Consider the following 21,082-nt stretch of genomic DNA (forward strand, 5'->3'; position numbering starts at 1 on the left):
CGCGCTAGCATGATCCTTTCGGTCATGGAGCGCGTATGAGTCTGTTTAATCGTATAAAAGCATCGTTTCGCGCCCTCTTCCCCCGACGTTATGCCTGGCCCGGTATGGATATCTCACTTCCGGGCGGGCAACACCTGCACCTTGTAGGAAGCATCCATATGGGCACGCAGGATATGTCCCCGCTGCCCGCTGGCCTGATAAAACTGCTGAAGAATGCCGACGCGCTGGTCGTCGAGGCGGATATTTCGGGCCATGAATCCCCCTTTGCGGGTCTGGAGAGCGATCGTCCTCTTGCGGAGCGTCTCAGCGAAGCCCAGCTTACCGAACTGACGCGGCTCGCGGATGAAACCGGTCTATCGCTCGCCATGCTGGACACCCTTCCGCTCTGGCAAATTGCCATGGTGCTGCAGGCGACGCAGGCGCAGCGTCTGGGGCTGCGCGGTGATTACGGCATTGATTATCAGCTGCTGAATACGGCAAGAGCGCGCAATCTCCCGATCGTTGAACTGGAAGGCACGGACAGCCAGATCGGTCTGCTGCGGCAGCTTCCCGATGACGGTCTGATCCTGCTGGATGACACCCTAACCCACTGGCACACCAATGCCCGTCTGCTGCAAACCATGATTGGCTGGTGGCTTGATGCTCCGCCGGCGGACAGTAAGCTTGTGTTGCCGTCTACGTTCAGTGAATCGCTGTATGATGTGTTAATGAACGCGCGCAATCAGGCGTGGCGAGAAACGCTGCATGCCCTGCCTGCCGGGCGGTATGTCGTCGCGGTTGGCGCGCTGCATTTGTATGGGGAAGGGAACCTGCCTTCACTGCTAAAATAAAAAAATGGCCAATATTTCTATTGGCCCGTCAAAGAGGAATTTCATCGTTTTTATTATACCGAAGGAGACCTTCGGCTGAGCCGATTGTCGCTCAAAGTGACCATCACTGCCAATACTATTGCGCAAGATGGTGCTATTTTTTAGACAAACGTCAGGCGTATGCTATGGGCATATAATGTCTGTCGTCAGAAGGATAGCTATGACTCCCGCCGTTAAATTACTCGAAAAAAACAAAATATCTTTCCGGATCCACACTTACGATCACGATCCGAATGAAACCAATTTTGGTGATGAAGTGGTGCGCAAGCTAGGGCTAAACGCTGACCAGGTCTATAAAACGCTGCTGGTCGCGGTAAACGGTGATATGAAACATCTCGCCGTGGCGGTAACGCCCGTCGCCGGGCAGCTGGATCTGAAAAAGGTCGCCAAAGCGCTGGGGGCAAAAAAGGTCGATATGGCGGATCCGATGGTTGCGCAACGCACTACCGGATATCTGGTGGGCGGCATCAGCCCGCTCGGGCAGAAAAAGCGGCTGCCGACGCTGATCGATGCGCCTTCACAGGAGTTTGACACCATCTTTATCTCCGGCGGCAAACGCGGGCTGGACATTGAGCTGGCGGCGGACGATCTGGCGAAAATGCTGGACGCGAAGTTTGCGGATATTGCCCGCCGGGATTGAGGAAATTGCCCGGTGGCGCTGCGCTTACCGGGCCTACGGTTCGGATGTAGGCCGGGTAAGGCGAAGCCGCCACCCGGCACAAAATCCTCGCACTACTGCCAGCTCACCTCGCCTTTCGGCTCATACGCATTCACGTCAATCGGTGAATTCTGCTCGATGAACTGCTTCAGCACTTCCGCGTCGATAAAGCCGGTGTTCACGTAGCCCGGTTTAGTATCAATATGCGGATAGCCGTCGCCCCCCGTGGCGTTAAAGCTTAGCGTCGCCAGACGGTACGTTTTGGCCGGGTCAACCGGTTCGCCCTTGATCTTCAGATCGTTAAGCTTGCCGTCTTTCGCGACGAAACTCACGTTTGCAAACTGCGGGTAGGCGCCCGAGTCCGGCTTCATCTGCGCCACGGCGGTGAGGTAGTCAATCACCTCTTTCCCGCTCATATCCGCATACACCACCACGTTGCCGAACGGCTGTACCTTCAGCACGTCTTTATAGGTGATGTTTCCGCCTTCGATGGAATCACGAATGCCGCCGCCGCTCATTACGCCAAAGTCAGCGCCGGTGCGTGCTATTTGCGCCGCCAGCACCAGATGGCCCATGTTGGTCTGCACGAAGCGGACTTTGCTGCGGTCCCCTTCCAGGCGGCCATTGAGCGTACCAATCTTCACGTCCAGCTGCGCCTTGCCTTTGTTCTGGAACGGCGTCAGCAGGGAGAGCATCTGCTGGTTCTCTGCAATCTCAGGCGTGTAAAGTACGCGCTCACTTTTCCCGTCCGGGTAGGTGACCTTCTTCTTCAGGTTGACCGGAATGAGCTGATAGTGGACCAGCTTCATCTCGCCGTTACGGAACTCAAAATCTGCACGACCCACGTATTTACCCCACTCGTGCGCCTGTACGATCCAGATACCGTTCTGACGGTCCGGCGCGCACGGCGTGCCCGGCACGTAGTCCACCTGCTTTTTATTCTCGGACGCCATACACACCGGATCCTGTGAGTGACCGCCCACAATCATTGCCAGCGAGCCTGCCGGCAGGCTGCGCGCCATCTCGACGTCGCCCGGCGCATTGGAGCCGTGCGCGCCGTTGTCGTAGTGCCCCATGTGGGTGGTGGCGATAATCACGTCCGGTTTTTCGTTCTGCTGCAATTCCTGAATCACCAGCTTCGCTTCGTCTGCCGGTTTACGGAATTCGATATCAGTGAAGAACTCAGGGTTACCAATTTTGGCCGTGTCGTCGGTAGTGAGACCAATGACCGCAATTTTTAAGTCCTGACGCTTAAACAGCGCCCAGGGTTTAAACAGGCGTTCGCCGGTGCTTTTCTGATAAATATTGGCAGAGAGGAACGGGAATTTAGACCACTTCTCCTGCTGGCGCAGCACGCTCAGCGGGTTATCGAATTCATGGTTACCCACGGCCATCGCGTCGTAGCCAATCAGATTCATGCCGCGAAAGTCAGGCTCGGCATCCTGTAAATCAGATTCAGGCACGCCGGTATTGATATCCCCGCCCGAGAGCAGCAGCACGCTACCGCCTTCTGCGGCGACCTCTTTGCGAATACCGTCAACCAGCGTTTTTTGCGCCGACAGGCCATATTCCCCGTATTCACTGCGCCAGAAATGACCGTGGTGATCGTTGGTATGCAAAATGGTAATTTTATAGGTTTTGTCTTTTTCATATGCCTGTGCGGGCAGGCTTGTCAGCCCCCAGGCCGCTATCAACGCCAGCGCGACGCCACGCTTCATTAACTTCATCATCTCTCTCCCTGACCAATAGACAAACGCAAAAATTACAGTGACTCACAAGAATAGACAAATAAGTTTTCAGAATTGCGACTTTCTTCAAATGTCACGGACGGGTATGTTAGTTGGATAATAATTACACCCTGCATTTCTCATAACAAATCGACGTGGTATTTATGGCAATCAGTGAATCAACCCAGCCCGTCCCGGGCGCTCCGGCGTCGCCGCCAAAATCGCGCACTTCCTTTAAAGTTTTAGGCGCAATCAGTCTCTCGCACCTGCTCAACGACATGATCCAGTCGCTGATCCTGGCAATCTACCCGCTGCTGCAGTCCGAGTTCTCGTTAACCTTCGTACAGATCGGGATGATCACCCTCACCTTCCAGATGGCCTCTTCGTTGCTGCAGCCGGTGGTCGGTTACTGGACGGATAAATACCCAATGCCGTGGTCGCTCCCCATTGGCATGTGCTTCACCTTGAGCGGGCTGGTGCTGCTGGCAATAGCGGGCAGCTTTGAAGCGGTGCTTATCGCCGCCGCGCTGGTGGGGACAGGTTCGTCCGTCTTCCATCCGGAATCCTCCCGCGTGGCGCGTATGGCCTCCGGTGGTCGTCACGGCCTGGCGCAGTCCCTGTTCCAGGTAGGCGGTAACTTTGGCAGTTCCCTCGGCCCACTGCTGGCCGCGGTGATTATCGCCCCATACGGCAAAGGCAACGTGGCGTGGTTTGTGCTGGCCGCGCTGCTGGCGATTGTGGTACTGGCGCAAATCAGCCGCTGGTATGCCGCGCAGCATCGCGTGAACAAGGGCAAACCTGTAGCAAAGGTTATCAATCCCCTTCCCCGTAACAAGGTTATCCTGGCCGTAAGCGTGCTGCTGGTGCTGATTTTCTCGAAATACTTCTATATGGCGAGCATCAGCAGCTATTACACCTTTTATCTGATGCAAAAATTCGGATTATCGGTACAAAACGCGCAGTTCCACCTGTTTGCCTTCCTGTTTGCAGTGGCAGCGGGGACGGTGATTGGCGGGCCTGTCGGCGATAAAATCGGGCGTAAATATGTGATTTGGGGCTCAATCCTCGGCGTTGCGCCCTTCACGCTTATTTTGCCCTACGCAAGCCTGGAGTGGACGGGGATTTTGACCGTCATTATCGGTTTTATTCTGGCTTCTGCCTTCTCGGCCATTCTGGTCTACGCCCAAGAGCTGCTGCCGGGGCGGATCGGCATGGTTTCCGGGCTCTTTTTCGGATTTGCCTTCGGCATGGGCGGCCTTGGTGCGGCGGTATTGGGCATGGTTGCGGATCACACCAGCATCTTCCTGGTTTATAAAATCTGTGCTTTCCTGCCACTTCTGGGGATACTGACCATATTCCTGCCTGATAACCGTCACAAAGTGTAGTTTAGGGGTCGCCAAAGTTAAACTCTGGCGACCTTGCCCCCTTATGCCATAAGGGTTTCTTCTCACCTTCCCCATCAAACTTGTCCAAAAGGGCTTTTTTTCACGCTTATTGCTCTTTTATTCAAACTTCAACAATTATTCATAAACATAAGGGTAAAAATTGTCATAAACTATTACCTGGTCTTTTGGTATTCATGCCAAAAATGGAACACTCACCGCAAAAGGAGACGGAATGCACCACGCCACACCGCTTATTACCACCATTGTTGGTGGACTTGTGCTCGCTTTTATCCTTGGCATGATTGCCAATAAACTGCGTATTTCTCCTCTTGTCGGCTATCTGTTAGCGGGTGTACTGGCGGGTCCCTTTACGCCGGGTTTCGTGGCGGATACCAAACTGGCTCCCGAACTGGCGGAATTAGGCGTGATTCTGCTGATGTTTGGCGTCGGTCTGCATTTTTCCCTGAAGGACCTGATGGCGGTAAAGTCTATCGCCATACCGGGAGCGATCGCCCAGATAGGGGTGGCGACGCTGCTGGGGATGGCGCTTTCAGCGGTACTCGGCTGGTCGCTGATGACCGGCATCGTATTTGGGCTGTGTCTTTCAACCGCCAGTACCGTGGTGCTGCTGCGCGCGCTTGAAGAGAGACAGCTGATCGACAGCCAGCGCGGGCAAATCGCGATAGGCTGGCTGATCGTTGAAGATCTGGTGATGGTGTTAACGCTGGTGCTGCTGCCTGCCGTCGCCGGGATGATGGAAAAAGACAACGTCGGCTTAGCCTCGCTGGCGTTGGATATGAGTATCACCATCGGTAAGGTTGTGGCCTTTATCGCCATCATGATGCTGGTGGGCCGCCGTCTGGTGCCGTGGATCATGTCCCGCACTGCGGCGACAGGTTCCCGCGAGCTGTTCACCCTTTCGGTACTTGCTCTGGCGCTGGGTATCGCCTTTGGTGCCGTAGAGTTGTTCGACGTTTCGTTTGCGCTGGGCGCGTTCTTCGCCGGTATGGTGCTGAACGAATCCGAATTAAGCCACCGCGCGGCGCACGACACGCTGCCGCTGCGCGATGCCTTCGCCGTGCTGTTCTTCGTCTCCGTCGGGATGCTGTTTGACCCGCTGGTTTTGATCCAGCAGCCGCTGGCGGTGCTGGGCACGCTGGCGATCATTATCTTTGGTAAGTCCGTTGCCGCCTTCTTCCTGGTGCGGGTGTTTGGCCACTCGCCGCGGACGGCGCTGACCATTGCCGCCAGCCTGGCGCAGATTGGTGAGTTCGCGTTTATTCTGGCCGGTCTGGGCATGGCGCTTAATCTACTCCCGCAGGCCGGTCAGAATCTGGTGCTGGCGGGGGCGATCCTCTCCATCATGCTGAACCCGGTGCTGTTTGCCCTGTTGGAAAAATACCTCGATAAAACGGAAACCCTGGAAGAGCAGACGCTGGAAGAGGCCATCGAAGAAGAGAAGCAGATCCCGGTTGATATTTGCAACCACGCTCTGCTGGTCGGCTTTGGCCGCGTGGGCAGCCTGCTCGGTGAGAAGCTGATGGCGCAGGGCATTCCGCTGGTGGTGATTGAAACCTCACGCACCCGCGTCGACGAGCTGCGCGAGCGCGGCATTCGTGCGGTGCTGGGCAATGCGGCGAACGAAGAGATCATGAATCTGGCGCATCTGGACTGCGCCCGCTGGCTGCTGCTGACCATTCCGAATGGCTACGAGGCAGGTGAGATTGTCGCGTCCGCGCGCGCGAAGTGTCCGACCATCGAAATTATTGCCCGCGCGCATTATGACGATGAGGTGGAGTACATCACCGAGCGCGGCGCGAATAAGGTGGTAATGGGCGAACGTGAGATTGCGAATACGATGCTGACGCTGCTGGAGAAAGCGCCGGTTGAAGAGGCTGTTACAGGCTGAGTGTTGTGCGGCCTGGTCCCCTCACCCCAGCCCTCTCCCCATAGGGGAGAGGGTGTTCAAGTTCCCTCTCCCCTATGGGGAGAGGGTTAGGGTGAGGGGTTTTCTTTTACCGATCCCAATACGCCTCTTCGAGGCTGTCTTCCCGTTCCGGCAGGCCACGCGTTAAGCGCGGCGAGTGCTGGTTCAGCACCTGATAGCTTACGCGGTTGGCGTACTTGCATACCTGCGCCAGCGAGGAATAGGTCAGCCAGCTGAACTTATGCTTGCTGGAGTTCGGCACGTTGGTTTTGTGGTAGGCATTGGCGGTAATGTCGTGCAGCAGCGCGGCCAGCGCGCCGTCGCCCGCGCCGTTGGTGTTCATGATCTTCTCCGGTCCGCCCATATATGGCGCGATGTGAGAGTAGATGCGCAGCGGGTTAATGCAATCTTTATAACGCATGCCGCGGCTGAACTCGTACTGGTTGAACTCGGCAATCGCGCCGGGCAGCAGCGGGTGCTGGGTCTTGCGCTTGCTCTCTTCCTCCGTGAAGCCCGCCATGTACAGCCCAACCGGGCCAGCGGTGCAGAGCACCAGATCCACCCAGTCCAGCGCTTTGTCAGATGCCAGCAGCGGATCGCTTTCGCCGGTCAGCGCTTCGGCTTCTTCTTCGTTCATCGCCAGAATCGAAACGTGCTCTTTCAGGAACGCCTGCCACCATTCGGGGTTATCGGCAATCACGAATTTGGTCCCCAGCGTCAGGACGACCGGGACATCGTACTTCTTCGCGTACTCAATCGCCTTCATGGTCGCTTCCGGCATCGGCTCGCCCGGCTTGCATCGCACCAGGTAGGAGGTCAGCACCAGCGCCGAGGCGCCCGCAATCACCTCTTCGGGGATGCTTTCCGCGCGCAGCTTGTTCATATGCCCAGGGCTGATGGCAAAGGTCCGCTCGCCGGATTCGCCGATCAGCGTGAAGCAGCGGCCAATCGGCCCGTCAACGCCCTGCAGGTAGTTCAGATCGGTACGGCTGGAGGTGTTGCAGAGATAGCGGTAGGCATAGCCACCAATTTCGATATTGCTGCACATCACGCCGAGCAGCACCGAGCGGTCGTCTGCCAGGACGGAGTAGTTGTGCATGGTATTGCCGATGGTGCCACCGGCAAACTGATGGGTAATCAGGTTTTCGCGCACCAGCTCCTGGTACAGCGCTTCGGCAACGTCGTCTTCAATCACCAGCGAGTGACCGGCGCTCAGACCGTAACGCGCAACAAACGCATCATCCACTTTGGCTTCAATATCCACCAGCGTCTGATCGATACCCACCACCCATGCGGCGCTGGTTTCATTTTCAGGCTGGATTTGCTGCAGGAGCGGATCGCGAGCGTTAACGGGGAAGTAGTGTTTTGATTTACGTTTACCGGGAAATTTCATGGTCTGAACTGTGCAAGGAATAGAAGCCGGGAATGGTAGCACAAACCCGGCCTCAAGCGCGATCAGCGGCTGTTCGTCACCAGCGAGACCATCATGTCGATATGCTCTGGGGAGTCGTTAAGCGCCGGAATGTACTCGTACTTTTCGCCGCCAGCCTCAAGGAAAAATTCCCGGTTTTGTACCGCAATCTCCTCCAGCGTTTCCAGACAGTCGGCCGAGAAGCCCGGCGACATCACCTGAATGTGCTTCACGCCCTTCTCGCCCAGCATTTTGAGGGTTTCATCGGTGTACGGCGTCAGCCACGGCTCGCGGCCGAAGCGCGACTGGAAGGTCATCATTACCTTCTCCGGCGGCAGGCCAAGGGCGGAGACCAGCTCGCGGGTGGTATCGCGGCAACGCTGGGGGTAGTCATCCCCCTCGTTAGCGAAACGCTGCGGGATCCCGTGATAGGAAAGCAGCAGCAGATCCGGCTCGCCGTGCTTTTCAAACGACGCGCGCGCACTGTTAGCAAGCGCCTTGATGTAGAGCTCGTTATCCGCGTAGTCGCGAATAAAGGTCACGCCCGGAATGCGGCGGCGGGTCGCCAGTATGCGCGCCAGCTCGTCCCAGACGGCGGCAACCGTCGAGCAGGAGTACTGCGGGTAGAGCGCCAGCACGACGATATGGTCCACGCCCTGCGCCAGCAGGGATTCTACCGCGCTTTCCAGGGAGGGTTTGCCGTAGCTCATGCCGAGCGCAACGGGCATCTCCGGCAGGCGGGCAGCCAGCGCTTTTTCCTGACGACGGCTGTAGACCATCAGCGGCGAACCCTCTTCCATCCACACGGACTGATAGAGTTTGGCGACGCGCGGAGAACGAATCGGCAGAATGACGCCACGCAGCAGCGGCCACCACAGCAGTCTTGGGGTATCCACAACGCGCGTGTCGCTTAAAAACTGTCGCAGGTAGCGTTTTACCGCGTCTGATGTAGGTGCTTCTGGGGTGCCCAGATTGGCAAGCAGGATGCCGGTTTTCGCCTGACTCATTCACGCCTCTTAACCATTTGATAGGTTGTCAATTGTAGCGGAAATGCGTTTAAACGAAACCCATTGCTGTAATAGGTGAGATGAGAATATTTCTCACCCGGAGAACCCGGGTGAGAGCGGTGCAATTAGCCGAGGATTTTTTCCAGCTCTGCACGTACGTCAGCCACGGCTTTGGTACCGTCGACTTTGGCGTATTGGGTGTTACCCGCCTGCGCTTCTTTGGTGTAGTAGCCGATCAGCGGCGCGGTCATCTGATGGTATTCCACCAGGCGTTTACGCACGGTCTCTTCCTGATCGTCTTTACGGGTGGTCAGCTCTTCGCCGGTCACGTCGTCTTTGCCTTCAACCTTAGGCGGGTTGAATTTGATGTGGTAAACGCGGCCAGAAGCAGCGTGTACGCGACGGCCAACGATGCGGTCAACAATCAGCTCGTCCGGTACGTCGAACTCCAGAACGTAGTCCACGTTGATGCCCGCTTCTTTCATGGCGTCAGCCTGAGGAATGGTGCGTGGGAAGCCGTCCAGCAGGAAACCGTTACGGCAGTCTTCCTGAGCAATGCGCTCCTTGACCAGAGCAATCACCAGCTCGTCGGTTACCAGCTTGCCTGCGTCCATGATGTCTTTCGCCTGTTTACCCAGCTCGGAGCCAGATTTAACAGCGGCGCGCAGCATATCACCGGTGGAGATTTGCGGAATACCGTATTTCTCCATGATGAACTGAGCCTGAGTTCCTTTACCCGCGCCCGGAGCGCCAAGCAGAATAATACGCATTGCGAAAATCCCCTCAAAAGTCGTTTCAATTTTTCAAAAGCGCTAAACAATACCACCAGAACGGGCGTGGCTCAAGGAAGGCAGGAAGGCTGAAACGGTTAACGGGGGGAGATTATTTGGGAGGGTGCGAGGGATCCCCCTCACCCTAACCCTCTCCCCAAAGGGGAGAGGGAACTTGAACACCCTCTCCCCTTTGGGGAGAGGGTAGGGTGAGGGGCAGGTGTTTAATTACGCCAGCAGCAGCGCATTCACACGTTTAATGAACAGGTTAGGATCTTCCAGCGTACCGCGCTCGGCCAGCAGGGACTGATCCAGCAGCAGTTCAACCCACTCCGCAAAGCGGGCGTCGTCCTGGGTATCCGCCGCGCGTTTCACCAGCGGATGATCCGGATTAAGCTCAAAGATATATTTCACTTCCGGCACGGCCTGTCCCGCCGCAGCGAACAGTTTCGCCATCTGGGTGCTCATTTCGTCGGCATCGGTGGTGACGATGGCCGGGGTGTCGGTCAGACGGTGGGTGAAACGCACCTCTTTCACGCGGTCGCCCAGCAGCGTTTTCACGCGCTCAACGAACGGCTCCAGCGCCTTCTCGGCTTCTTTCGCGTTCTCATCCACTTCATCCGCCAGCTTGTCGATGGACTCGTCGGCTTTGGCAACGGACTGGAACGCCTTACCGTCGAACTCAGTCAGGTAGTTCATCATCCACTCGTCGATGCGGTCTGAAAGCAGCAGCACTTCGATGCCTTTCTTGCGCAACAGCTCCAGGTGCGGGCTGCTCTTCGCCGCCGCGTAGCTGTCGGCGGTGATGTAGTAGATCTTCTCCTGCCCTTCTTTCATGCGGGAGACGTACTCTTCCAGCGACACTGTCTGCGCGGAGGAGTCAGTATGCGTTGAGGCGAAGCGCAGCAGTTTAGCGATGGTTTCAACGTTCGCGGTGTCTTCTGCCGGGCCTTCTTTCAGCACCAGGCCGAACTGTTTCCAGAAGGTCTGATATTTTTCCGCATCGTCTTTCGCCAGTTTTTCCAGCATCTGCAGCGCACGTTTGGTCAGGGCGTTGCGCAGGTTACGGGTGACAGTGCTGTCCTGCAGAATTTCACGGGAGACGTTCAGCGGCAGGTCGTTGGAATCGATCAGGCCGCGGACAAAGCGCAGGTAGTTCGGCATGAACTGCTCGGCGTCGTCCATGATGAAGACGCGCTGCACGTACAGCTTCAGGCCGTGCTTGTGATCGCGGTTCCACATGTCCCACGGCGCCTGTGCCGGGATGTACAGCAGGCTGGTGTACTCCTGCTTACCTTCCACACGGTTGTGGCTCCAGGTCAGCGGGTCGGTAAAGTCGTGGGCGATGTGCTTGTAGAATTCGTTGTACTCGTCGTCTTTAATTTCAGACTTGTTGCGCGTCCACAGCGCCTGCGCCTTGTTGATTTTCTCCCAGGAAACCACGGTTTCACCGTCTTTCTCTTCCTGTTTTTCAATCTCGACCGGCAGGGCGATGTGGTCGGAATATTTGCTGATGATGGAGCGCACGCGCCAGTCGTTCAGGAAATCATCTTCCCCTTCACGCAGGTGCAGGGTGATTTCGGTGCCGCGGTCCGCTTTGGTGATGTCATCAACGGTGTATTCGCCTTCCCCTTTGGATTCCCACAGCACGCCGTTTTCAGCGCTGTCACCCGCCGCACGGGTGCGCACGGTGACTTTGTCCGCCACGATGAACGCCGAGTAGAAACCGACGCCGAACTGGCCGATCAGCTGACTGTCTTTCGCCTGGTCAGAGCCCATGGACTCCAGGAACGCCTTAGTGCCGGATTTCGCGATGGTCCCGAGGTGGTCGATCACCTCGTCGCGGTTCATCCCGATGCCGTTATCGGCGATAGTCAGGGTGCGGTTCTCTTTATTAAACGAGACGCGCACGCGCAGCTCGCCGTCGCCTTCGTACAGATCCGGGTTAGACAGCGCGCGGAAGCGCAGCTTGTCCGCCGCATCCGAGGCGTTGGAAATCAGCTCACGCAGGAAAATTTCTTTGTTGGAATACAGGGAATGGATCATCAGGTGCAGAAGCTGTTTTACTTCTGACTGGAAACCGCGGGTTTCTTGTCCTTTCATCTATGTCGACCTCAACAATGCCATTTAATGGGGTTGTAAAACGTTGAGTGAGAGATGGGGATACGGGGGGAAATTTTCAAGCGGAGGCCGCGCGCGCAGCCTCCGTTTGGTCAGAAAATAATCTTGTGACGCCCGGCCAGAGAGTGCGACAGCGTGGTGCCGTCCACCATCTCCAGCTCGCCGCCCACCGGCACGCCGTGGGCGATGCGGCTGGCGTCAACGCCGTACTGCGAGCACAGCTCGGCGATGTAGTTGGCGGTTGCCTCCCCTTCCACCGTCGGGTTGGTGGCGAGGATCACCTCTTTGATGGTTTCGGACTCAAGACGCTGTTCAAGGCGGTCGAGACCGATATCATCCGGGCCAATACCGTCCAGCGGGGAGAGATGCCCCATCAGCACGAAGTAGCGGCCGGAAAACTGCCCGGTTTGTTCGATAGCGTAGATATCCGCCGGACTCTCCACCACGCAAATCTGACCGTTTTCCTGACGACGCGGGTTCGTGCAGATGTTACACACGTCCTGCTCGGTAAAGGTGCGGCAGTCCGCACAGTGACCAATTTCTGACATGGCGCGGGTTAAAGCCTGCGCCAGGCGCATCCCGCCGCTGCGGTCGCGCTGCAATAGCGTAAACGCCATGCGCTGCGCCGACTTCGGGCCAACGCCCGGCAGGCAGCGCAGTGCTTCCATTAACTGCGTGAGCAGCGGACTGGTTTGCATCAGAATGGCATCTTGAAGCCAGGCGGCAGCTGCATGCCGCTGGAAACGGAGGCCATTTTCTCTTTCTGAGTTTCGTCGATACGGCGCGCGGCATCGTTAAACGCGGCTGCAACCAGATCTTCCAGCATCTCTTTGTCGTCTTCGAGCAGGCTTGGGTCGATTTCCACGCGACGGCAGTTGTGCGCGCCGTTGATGGTCACCTTGACCAGGCCGGCACCGGATTCACCCGTGACTTCCAGCTGAGCGATCTCTTCCTGCATCTTCTGCATTTTTTCCTGCATCTGCTGAGCCTGCTTCATCAGGCCACCCAGACCGCCTTTTCCACCAAACATAGGCTTCTCTCTTTTTCACGTTTAAGGATTACAACCGTAAGTCAGACTCACGATCAAATGGGGCGAATACTCTCTTCATCCAGATCGGCGTCGAAGAACCGGCGCAGGGTCTGAATGTTGTTATCCGCAATAATCGCCTCGCGCGCCTGCGCGAGCTTTTCTTCATAAATGGCCTGGCGCCACTCGAGCGGCGTTTTCACTGCCGGATTATCATCTTCAATGATAGTCAATTCAACCGGCGCGCCCTGTAAAGCGGCAAGCGCCTCGGCCAGCGCCTTTTGCGCGCCAGGAGAATTGAGGTGTCGCTGGCCCGGACGCAGGTGCAGACGCACCTGATTGCCGTCCTGCTCTTTCCAGGCGTTCAGCGCGACCTGCTCCACCAGCTTCGGCAGCTGGAGTTTGCTGACCTCGGCGGCCCAGGCGTCGCGCGCAATGGACTCTTCGGCAAGCTTCGCTGAAAGCTCCGGCGTTTTTTCATGCTCCAGCGCCTTTTTCAGCGCTTTCGGCGTGGCGACCTCTTGCTTCACCGTTTCCACAACGGTGGTCGCCTTCCAGCGGTAAGCCTCTTCTTTCACCGGGGCTTTCTGCTCGAGCGCGGACGGTGCCGGACGCGACTGTACGCGCTCCGTTACCGAGGCCAGTCGTTCAAGCGCGGCGTTGTTCACCGGCCGCGCTCTTCCTGGCGCTGCCGGTTCACTCTTTTTTGGTTTGGTTACTCCCTGGGCACGCTGCAGCTGGCTGCGTGCGGCAAGCACCGAACTGGTGGCATCCGACAGCGGCACGTTTTGCTGCGGTGGCGGCGTCGGCTGCGGCGGCACCTGCTGCGGCGACATCACCGCCGTAGGGGCGACCGGCGCGAAAGACTGTCGCGGCACTTCCGGCTCAGGCAATGGCATGCGCGGGTGGAACGCCAGCGCGCGCAGCAGCGTCATTTCAACGCCCATCCGCGGATCCGGCGCGAACGGTAACTCTTTGCGGCCAATCAGCAGCGTCTGGTAGTACAGCTGCACGTCGGCAGGCGGCACGGTGCGGGCAAGTTCACGCATCCGCTGTTCAATGGTCGCCATATCCGCACCAATGACGGAGGGAGAAAGCTGCAGCATCGCCACGCGGTGCAGCAGGCTAAGCATTTCAACCAGCAGCCCCTCCCACTCCACGCCTCGGGCGGCAGCCGCGTTTACCAGCGACATCACGCGTTCGCCGTTGGCGGCAATCATCGCTTCGATAAGCGACAGCGCCTGATCGTCATCCAGCGTGCCGAGCATGGTGCTGACCGCCTCGGTGGAGAGCTTGCCGTCACCGCTGGCAATCGCCTGGTCGGTCAGGCTGAGCGCATCGCGCAGGCTGCCGTCCGCCGCGCGGGCCAGCAATTGCAGGGCGCGCGGTTCGTGGACAATTTTTTCTTCATCAAGAATGTGTTCAAGCTGCGCGCGGATCTGCTCGACGTCCAGTGCCTTCAGGTGGAACTGCAGGCAGCGCGACAAGATCGTGACCGGCAGCTTTTGCGGATCGGTGGTCGCCAGCAGGAACTTCACGTGCGCGGGCGGCTCTTCCAGCGTCTTCAGCAGGGCGTTAAAGCTGTGGCGCGACAGCATGTGCACTTCATCGATCAGGTAGACCTTGAAGCGGCCGCGCGCCGGGGCGTACTGCACGTTATCGAGCAGATCGCGGGTATCTTCCACTTTGGTGCGCGAAGCGGCATCGATCTCGATCAGATCGACAAAACGCCCCTGCTCGATCTCCCGACAGTTATCGCACACGCCGCACGGCGTGGCGGTGATCCCGGTTTCGCAGTTGAGACCTTTTGCCAGCAAACGGGCAATAGAGGTCTTACCGACGCCGCGGGTGCCGGAAAAAAGATAGGCGTGATGGATGCGACCTAGCGACAAGCCGTTCGCCAGGGCCGTCAGCACATGTTCCTGACCGACAACGTCAGCAAAGGTTTGTGGTCGCCATTTACGGGCTAACACCTGATAACTCATGGGCAGGCTCTGCAACGCTGGAAGGTGAATTTATGGAGGGGAATGCTATCACAACCTCACCCATTGAGCGAGGTTGTGAAAACCGGGATTAGTGACCCGGGAAAGGCACCAGGCTGTAGCTGGTAATACCCTGTTTTTCCAGGCGCTGTTCACCGCCGAGATCGAACAGGTTGATGATGAAGGCCGCGTCGGTCACTTCGCCACCCAGACGGCGGATCAGCTTCACGGTCGCTTCAATGGTGCCGCCGGTCGCCAGCAGATCGTCCACCACCAGCACTTTGTCGCCAGGCTTGATCGCATCAACGTGGATCTCCAGCTGATCGGTGCCGTACTCCAGCTCGTAGCTTTCGGCAATGGTTTCACGCGGCAGCTTGCGCGGCTTACGCACCGGCACAAAACCTACGCCCATCGCCAGCGCAACCGGTGCGCCAAACAGGAAGCCACGGGCTTCGGTACCTACTACTTTGGTGATCCCGGCGTTTTTGTAACGCTCGACCAGCAGTTCAATGCTGAGCGCGTACGCTTTCGGGTCTTCCAGCAAGCTGGTGACATCACGGAAAAGAATGCCAGGCTTTGGATAGTCCTGGATGCTTTTGATGCTGTTTTTCAGAAATTCAAGCTGCTGTGCAGTTGCGGTCATCGGTTTGTGCCTAAGTGAAACAGTGTTACTCACGGCGCGCAACCAGTCGGTAAAGGTAACAATTGCTTAACCTTTAACCAGGCGCACCTGTGCTCGAAAACGGTCGAATTTACTGGCTGTACGCGATAATTGCAACAGCCATGATGAGGCTTCAGTGCTTTTGTTGCTTTTCATCAACCACGGGGATCCGCCACATAAAAATAAGCAGACAGGTCAGGATCGCCAGCAGCAGAATGCGTACCCACATCATTTTCACCAGCCATAATGAAATAGCGAAGGTGAGGAGGATCACCGCGATCGCGCGCGGCTTGGCCCCAGGCGGCATGGCCCGGTGTTTTTGCCAGTGCCGCAGATAGCCGCCGAACCACGAGCGGTAGAGCAGCCAGTGGTGAAAGCGCGGCGACGAGCGGGCGAAGCACCAGGCCGCCAGAAGAATAAACGGCGTGGTCGGCAGCAAGGGTAAAACCACGCCCAGCGTGCCAAGCACTACCGCGAGCCAGCCAATGATGATTAAAATAGTACGCTGCATAATGCGAATCGTTATCAAACTGAACGGCTACTTTACCACTGGAGAGCGCCTTGAAAACAGCACTGCTTCTTGAGACGCTGCAAAATCAGCTGATCGCCTTGCGCGCGCAGGCCACGCCGCTGATGGGGCACGCCACGCTGAAACCGCGCTTTGACCGGCAGCTTTTTCGGACCCGCAGCACGTTAATTCAGGACTATCTTGCGGAGGCGCAAACGAATCTTGATGAGTTGCGCCATGCGGTTGAGAACGGACAGCAGGAACAGGTGGCCTGGCTGGCGGAGCATCTCGCCGAGCAGATTACTGCTTTACATCGCGAAATCGCCGCCTGGCCGCTGCGCGCCTGGGACAGCGCCTCGCCGGGACTCGGTAAATGGCAGCGCAAGCGGCTGGAGAACCAGGAGTTTGAACGCCGACTGTTTGAGATGAAGCGCGAACGCGAGCTGCGCCTGAACAACAGCGAAACGCTGGAAGAGCAGCAGCTATTAATGCGTGAGATAAGCGCCCTCGAAGGCCGTATTGCCCGCTGCCGTCAGGCGCTGGATGAAATTGAACGCGTCATAGAACGTTTGACCCGTTAACAGGAGCCACACCCATGTCACTGGAAAATGCACCCGATGAGGTCAAGCTGGCCGTAGATTTGATTATGCTGCTGGAGAATCATGCCATCCCGACGGAGACGGTGCTGAAGGCGCTGGAGATTGTGCGACGGGATTTTGAAGCAAAATTACCCTCACCCCGGCCCTCTCCCTGAGGGAGAGGGGGAAAACATCCGCGGATGTTAAGCGGGAGTGGGGTCGTCACCCTTAATCTCGCGCTTCACTTCCGTATGCTCTTCACCTTTTTCGTTACGCAGGTGAACCTCAAGCTGGTTGAAGGCGATGTTAATGTCATTTTCACGGCACAGGCGGTCGATCGCGCGGTTCAGTTCATCGACGGTGTAGCTGCGATCGCGCAGCTCACGCACGTACAGGCGCAGCTCGTGGTCCAGCGTGCTCGGGCCAAAAGTGGTGAAGAACACCGCAGGCGCCGGATCGTGCATCACTTTCGGATGTTCAGACGCCGCCTTCAGCAGCACCTCTTTCACCTTGTCCAGATCGGAGCCGTAGGCCACGCCGAGGCGGATCACCACGCGGGTGGTCGTATCGGAGAGCGACCAGTTGATCAGGCGCTCGGTCACGAACGCTTTGTTCGGAATAATCACCTCTTTCCGGTCAAAGTCGGTAATGGTGGTCGCGCGAATACGGATCTTGCTGACGGTGCCGGAGAAGGTCCCGATGGTGACGGTATCGCCGATACGCACCGGACGTTCAAACAGGATGATCAGGCCGGAAACGAAGTTACCGAAGATCTCCTGCAGGCCGAAACCAAGACCTACCGAGAGCGCTGCGGCCAGCCACTGCAGTTTGTCCCATGAAACGCCCAGCGAGCCAAAGACCGTCATCGCACCCGCAATAATGATCACGTAGTTCAGAATAGTGGTGATGGCGTACGACGCCCCCTGACGAAGGTTAAGTCGGGACAGCACCAGCACTTCCAGCAGCCCCGGCAGGTTGCGGATCAGCGCCCAGGCGACCATCGACGAGACCAGTGCAAAGAGCAGGCTGCCCATGGTCACGCTTTTCATCACCGTCACGCCCGCCTCGGTGCCGCTGTACTGCCAGAGCTTGACGCTGTCGAGATACGCAAAGACGGTGATTAAATCAGACCAGATGGCCCAGAACATCACGCCAAACAGCGCTACCATCACCAGCATCGTGATACGCATGGTTTGCTGGTTGACCTGCTCCAGCGCAATGGTCGGCTCCTCCTGCGGCTCCGCGCCTTCTGCCCCCTCTTTCACCTGATGCTGACGGCGCGCGATCGCACGGCGATAGGCGATACGCCGCGCCGCCACGCTCAACCCGCGCAGCACGGTCTGGAACAGCAGATTCCAGACAATCACCAGATAAACCGTTTCGATCCAGCGGCCTGACAGGCGCAGCGTGGTATAGAAGTAGCCCGTTGCCGTCAGCACCATCAGCGCCAGTGGAATGATCGCCAGCACCGTTACGGTCGCCAGACGAAGGTTGTGGGACTCTTTGTCACGCCAGCTGTCGCGGCACATCGGCCACATCAGAACGGCAATCAGCAGCAGGTTCAGCAGAATGACCAACTGCCCCAGCACATCATCCATCAAATGCAGCGGTGAGAGTTCAGAGACGACAGACCAGAAGTGCAGCGGCAGCAGCGCAAGGCTGATGCGCACAATCTGGCGGCGCCAGTGGCTGGTAAGCTGTTCAGGCATGTTGAAGTGGCGCACCGCCACGCCGTCTTTTTCCAGCACTTTCCAGCAGAGACCAAACACCAGCCAGAACAGCGCCAGCTTTTTGCTGAACGCCCAGAGCAGGTCGCTGACGTTGAGCTGCATCGTGAGCAGAATCAGCCCGGCGGCAAGAATCAGCAGACAGACCGGCAGCGCGCGGATCAGGTCAATCAGGATCGCTTTCGGCGTGTGCAGCTGGCTGTCGTTACGCAGCTGCCCCACTTCTGACGCCAGCCTGGCCTGATACTGTTTCAGCCATTTCAGGCGCCAGCGGATCAGGCCCGCAATCAGCAACAGCGGCAGGCCCGCGAGGAAGGCGACCATCACCGCAGGCCAGGCTTTTTCCCAGTTGACGGTGATTTTCATGCTCTTGATTTGCGACTTCAGCGTCTCCGGGAAGGATTTGACCCAGTCCCAGTCCATCGGCTTGTTGCTGTTCACCCAGAAAATCTGCTGGGTCAAAATCTCCTGCAGGCTTTTCGAGACGCTCACCAGCTGCTGCTGGTTGATCTGCAGGTTAATGGCCATCATCAGCTGATTGCCCAGCTGTTTGTTGAGCTGGTCGAGCAGCTCGCGACGCATATCGACGACCTGCAGCAGCGCGTCGTGAACCTCCGGGTTCACCTCGCTGGAGTGGCCCTCTTCCACTTTCGCGACAAAGTTATCGCTCTGGAAAAGCGCATCGCGCTGCTGGTTGACGTCAAACTGCTCCAGACGTAAATCCGCGATGCGGTTGGTCATGTCCTCCAGCTCGTCGGCCGACGGCAGCGTCTGCTGCTGCTGGTACAAAATTCGCGACAGCAGAAGGCTCCCTTTCAGAACCGCAATCTGCTCTTTAATGTTACGTTCCGCCTGCAGCGCGCGATCCAGCCAGTTTTTGACTTTAATATTCTGCTGCACCAGCGAGTTACCGCTTTCGGTGGCCTGAATCAGACGCTCACTTAACTGATGGTTGATCTCAAGCTCCTGCTTCACCAGCGGGTTGGCCTGAATGCGGGCGGTTTCGTCTGGCGATACGGCTTCCTGAGCAGTTTTTTCCGTCAGCGTCAGGCGTTTACTGTTTACCGCCTCCTGCAGCAGCTGGAGCTGGTGTTCAAGACGATTAATGTTGGCGGTAACGTAATCACGCTGTTTTTGCAGCGTATCCTGCAGCACCGTATTGCCTTCAAGGCTCTTGCGCTGCTGTTCAATTTCCGCATTGAGCAACGTCTGCTGAATCAACAACAACGTTTGCTGCGTAGCGCGTAGCGCGCCATCTCCTACAGCGGTCCCATTCAGGCGGTTGCGGATCTGCTGAAGCTGCTGAGAGGCGGTGTACATCGCGTTTTGCACGCGCTCAGGCTGCGTTTGCAGCGAGACAAGCTGGCTGTTATAGGTGGCGAGATCGGACTGCGCGGTCTGGAGATCGTCCAGCAACTGCGCCACACGCGACTCCAGCTGACGCAGCGAGAGCGTCGCAAGCGTTTTGCGGGTTTCGTCATCGTTATCGACGTCGCTCAGCGCGCTCAGCGCCTCTGTCGCCTTGCGCATGTTGTCCGGGGCCTGCGCGACCTTCTGGCGAAGCTGAGCCGTTTCTGCTTTTACGCGTTCAATTTTATCCAGCGTTTCCAGCGTTTCCGTCAGATCCTGCTGGACGAGTTTCTCCTGAGGCGACAGCTCTTTTTGTTTATTCAGCGTATCAAGCTGCGCCTGAACATCGGCACGCGAAGGGATATCGCTGGCGTTATCTGCGCGAGCAAACGAAAGCGGCGCGGAAGCCAGGAAAAACAGCATAGCAAAAAATAATGCAAGAACAGGATGTTGCGAGCGTTTGGTGAGCAGCATAGTCGTGAGTATGATGTGAGAAATGACCGAAAATAGTCCGGCGTGAAGAATATCACGCCCGCTGAAAGCAGAATAGCAAGAACATGAACCTCCAGGATAAATCCTGTCGACGGTCAGGCAGGAAGGGAGTGGGTTTCGTCACGCAGCGTCGGGCAGAATTGCAACATCTCCAGCAAAATGGCGACGTAGCTACGGGCTTCGTTTTTAAGATCAAAAGATTGTGGCGCAAAAAGCCAGTTCTCCATCAGCCCGGAGACATAGCTACGTAACAGGATGGCGGCGCGGCGCGTCAGCAGGTTGGCCGGTAACGTTTTTGCCTGAATACATTGCGTTAGCGTCTGTTCGATACGGTCATAGCTCTCCAGACACAGGCTACGCTGCGCCTGCTGGACGACCGCCATTTCGCCCACGAACTCGCATTTATGAAAAATAATTTCCATCATTAGCCTGCGACGTTCTTCAACTACCGTTGCTTCAAGGATATATACTAGAATTTCTCTTAATACTGAGAGTGGATCGTCGGGGAATTTTGCCCGATACTCAGTCTCTAGATCGCTAATGTTGGATTCTGAAAGCTCCCAGATTTCACCAAACAGATCTGACTTGTCTTTAAAATGCCAGTAAATCGCTCCCCGCGTGACGCCCGCGGCCTGAGCAATCTGCGCCAGCGAGGTTGATGACACACCCTGCTGAGAGAACAAACGAATCGCCACATCCAGAATGTGTTGTCGGGTTTCCAGCGCTTGTTGTTTGGTTTTTCGTGCCATATGTCAGTGAATTTACAGGAGTCAGATTTACATACATTTATGAATGTATGTACCATAGCATGACGATAATATAAACGCAGCAACGGGTTTTTAGACTCAGGACCCTTGATCAATTTGAAATCGGACACTCGAG

At 57.0% G+C, this 21,082-nt stretch carries 17 protein-coding genes, 1 pseudogene and 1 other annotated feature; of the genes and pseudogenes, 6 read left to right on the forward strand and 12 right to left on the reverse strand.

The window, feature by feature from the left end; genetic code table 11:
* Positions 1 to 35: 35 nt before the first annotated feature.
* Positions 36 to 830, forward strand: a complete 795-nt coding sequence (locus KK102_RS07340) for a TraB/GumN family protein (RefSeq protein ID WP_126543992.1) — start codon at positions 36 to 38, stop codon at positions 828 to 830.
* Between the two features lie 199 nt (positions 831 to 1,029).
* Positions 1,030 to 1,509, forward strand: a complete 480-nt coding sequence (gene ybaK / locus KK102_RS07345; RefSeq protein WP_126543991.1) for a Cys-tRNA(Pro)/Cys-tRNA(Cys) deacylase YbaK — start codon at positions 1,030 to 1,032, stop codon at positions 1,507 to 1,509.
* Between the two features lie 92 nt (positions 1,510 to 1,601).
* On the opposite strand, the gene ushA is transcribed toward ybaK, so the two are convergent.
* The gene (ushA, locus tag KK102_RS07350; RefSeq protein WP_216357366.1) at positions 1,602 to 3,254 is read right to left on the reverse strand and encodes a bifunctional UDP-sugar hydrolase/5'-nucleotidase UshA; all 1,653 of its coding nucleotides are present in this window, start codon (positions 3,252 to 3,254) and stop codon (positions 1,602 to 1,604) included.
* A 164-nt stretch (positions 3,255 to 3,418) separates the two neighbouring features.
* Between ushA and KK102_RS07355 the strand changes: the two genes are divergently transcribed.
* Positions 3,419 to 4,639, forward strand: a complete 1,221-nt coding sequence (locus KK102_RS07355) for an MFS transporter (RefSeq protein ID WP_216357294.1) — start codon at positions 3,419 to 3,421, stop codon at positions 4,637 to 4,639.
* Positions 4,640 to 4,871: 232 nt separating this feature from the next.
* Entirely contained in the window at positions 4,872 to 6,548 is a 1,677-nt protein-coding gene (gene ybaL / locus KK102_RS07360; protein WP_216357295.1) for a YbaL family putative K(+) efflux transporter, read from the forward strand.
* A gap of 106 nt (positions 6,549 to 6,654) precedes the next feature.
* Here ybaL and KK102_RS07365 read toward each other — a convergent pair whose 3' ends face one another.
* The 9 genes from KK102_RS07365 to KK102_RS07405 all read right to left on the reverse strand — a co-directional run bounded on the left by KK102_RS07365 (position 6,655) and on the right by KK102_RS07405 (position 16,056).
* The gene (locus tag KK102_RS07365) at positions 6,655 to 7,959 is read right to left on the reverse strand and encodes an inosine/guanosine kinase (RefSeq protein WP_216357296.1); all 1,305 of its coding nucleotides are present in this window, start codon (positions 7,957 to 7,959) and stop codon (positions 6,655 to 6,657) included.
* 62 nt (positions 7,960 to 8,021) lie between these two features.
* Positions 8,022 to 8,984, reverse strand: coding sequence for a ferrochelatase (hemH, locus tag KK102_RS07370; RefSeq protein ID WP_216357297.1), 963 nt, complete (start codon positions 8,982 to 8,984; stop codon positions 8,022 to 8,024).
* 125 nt (positions 8,985 to 9,109) lie between these two features.
* Positions 9,110 to 9,754 carry an adenylate kinase gene (adk, locus tag KK102_RS07375; protein ID WP_010428200.1) on the reverse strand — a complete coding sequence of 215 codons (645 nt, stop codon included), beginning with the start codon at positions 9,752 to 9,754 and terminating at the stop codon, positions 9,110 to 9,112.
* 228 nt (positions 9,755 to 9,982) lie between these two features.
* The gene (gene htpG / locus KK102_RS07380) at positions 9,983 to 11,857 is read right to left on the reverse strand and encodes a molecular chaperone HtpG (protein ID WP_045909747.1); all 1,875 of its coding nucleotides are present in this window, start codon (positions 11,855 to 11,857) and stop codon (positions 9,983 to 9,985) included.
* A 110-nt stretch (positions 11,858 to 11,967) separates the two neighbouring features.
* Positions 11,968 to 12,573 carry a recombination mediator RecR gene (gene recR / locus KK102_RS07385; RefSeq protein WP_008499298.1) on the reverse strand — a complete coding sequence of 202 codons (606 nt, stop codon included), beginning with the start codon at positions 12,571 to 12,573 and terminating at the stop codon, positions 11,968 to 11,970.
* Positions 12,573 to 12,905, reverse strand: coding sequence for a YbaB/EbfC family nucleoid-associated protein (locus tag KK102_RS07390; protein ID WP_003858972.1), 333 nt, complete (start codon positions 12,903 to 12,905; stop codon positions 12,573 to 12,575). The genes recR and KK102_RS07390 overlap by 1 nt, the downstream gene beginning before the upstream one ends.
* Before the next feature lie 53 nt (positions 12,906 to 12,958).
* Positions 12,959 to 14,887, reverse strand: coding sequence for a DNA polymerase III subunit gamma/tau (gene dnaX, locus KK102_RS07395; RefSeq protein WP_216357298.1), 1,929 nt, complete (start codon positions 14,885 to 14,887; stop codon positions 12,959 to 12,961).
* Positions 13,565 to 13,629, reverse strand: a sequence feature (DnaX frameshifting element). (Overlaps the previous gene by 65 nt.)
* Positions 14,888 to 14,975: 88 nt before the next feature.
* Positions 14,976 to 15,527 carry an adenine phosphoribosyltransferase gene (gene apt / locus KK102_RS07400; protein WP_010428187.1) on the reverse strand — a complete coding sequence of 184 codons (552 nt, stop codon included), beginning with the start codon at positions 15,525 to 15,527 and terminating at the stop codon, positions 14,976 to 14,978.
* Between the two features lie 151 nt (positions 15,528 to 15,678).
* On the reverse strand, positions 15,679 to 16,056 hold the full coding sequence (locus KK102_RS07405; protein ID WP_126543985.1) for a DUF454 family protein: 378 nt from the start codon (positions 16,054 to 16,056) through the stop codon (positions 15,679 to 15,681).
* Positions 16,057 to 16,106: 50 nt separating this feature from the next.
* On the opposite strand from KK102_RS07405, the gene priC reads away from it, so the two are divergent.
* Positions 16,107 to 16,634, forward strand: a complete 528-nt coding sequence (priC, locus tag KK102_RS07410) for a primosomal replication protein N'' (protein WP_216357299.1) — start codon at positions 16,107 to 16,109, stop codon at positions 16,632 to 16,634.
* Between the two features lie 14 nt (positions 16,635 to 16,648).
* Positions 16,649 to 16,838 (forward strand): annotated as a pseudogene (gene rsmS, locus KK102_RS07415) (pleiotropic regulatory protein RsmS).
* Here the strand turns inward: rsmS and mscK are convergent.
* Together mscK and acrR are read right to left on the reverse strand one after the other, a co-directional pair.
* Positions 16,835 to 20,182 carry a mechanosensitive channel MscK gene (gene mscK / locus KK102_RS07420; RefSeq protein ID WP_216357300.1) on the reverse strand — a complete coding sequence of 1,116 codons (3,348 nt, stop codon included), beginning with the start codon at positions 20,180 to 20,182 and terminating at the stop codon, positions 16,835 to 16,837. The pseudogene rsmS and the gene mscK overlap by 4 nt on opposite strands.
* Before the next feature lie 113 nt (positions 20,183 to 20,295).
* A complete protein-coding gene (gene acrR / locus KK102_RS07425) occupies positions 20,296 to 20,949 on the reverse strand; it encodes a multidrug efflux transporter transcriptional repressor AcrR (protein ID WP_126543981.1) in 654 nt (217 codons plus the stop codon).
* Positions 20,950 to 21,082 lie beyond the last annotated feature (133 nt).

It is taken from the genome of Enterobacter quasimori, from assembly GCF_018597345.1.
GTDB lineage: Bacteria > Pseudomonadota > Gammaproteobacteria > Enterobacterales > Enterobacteriaceae > Enterobacter > Enterobacter mori.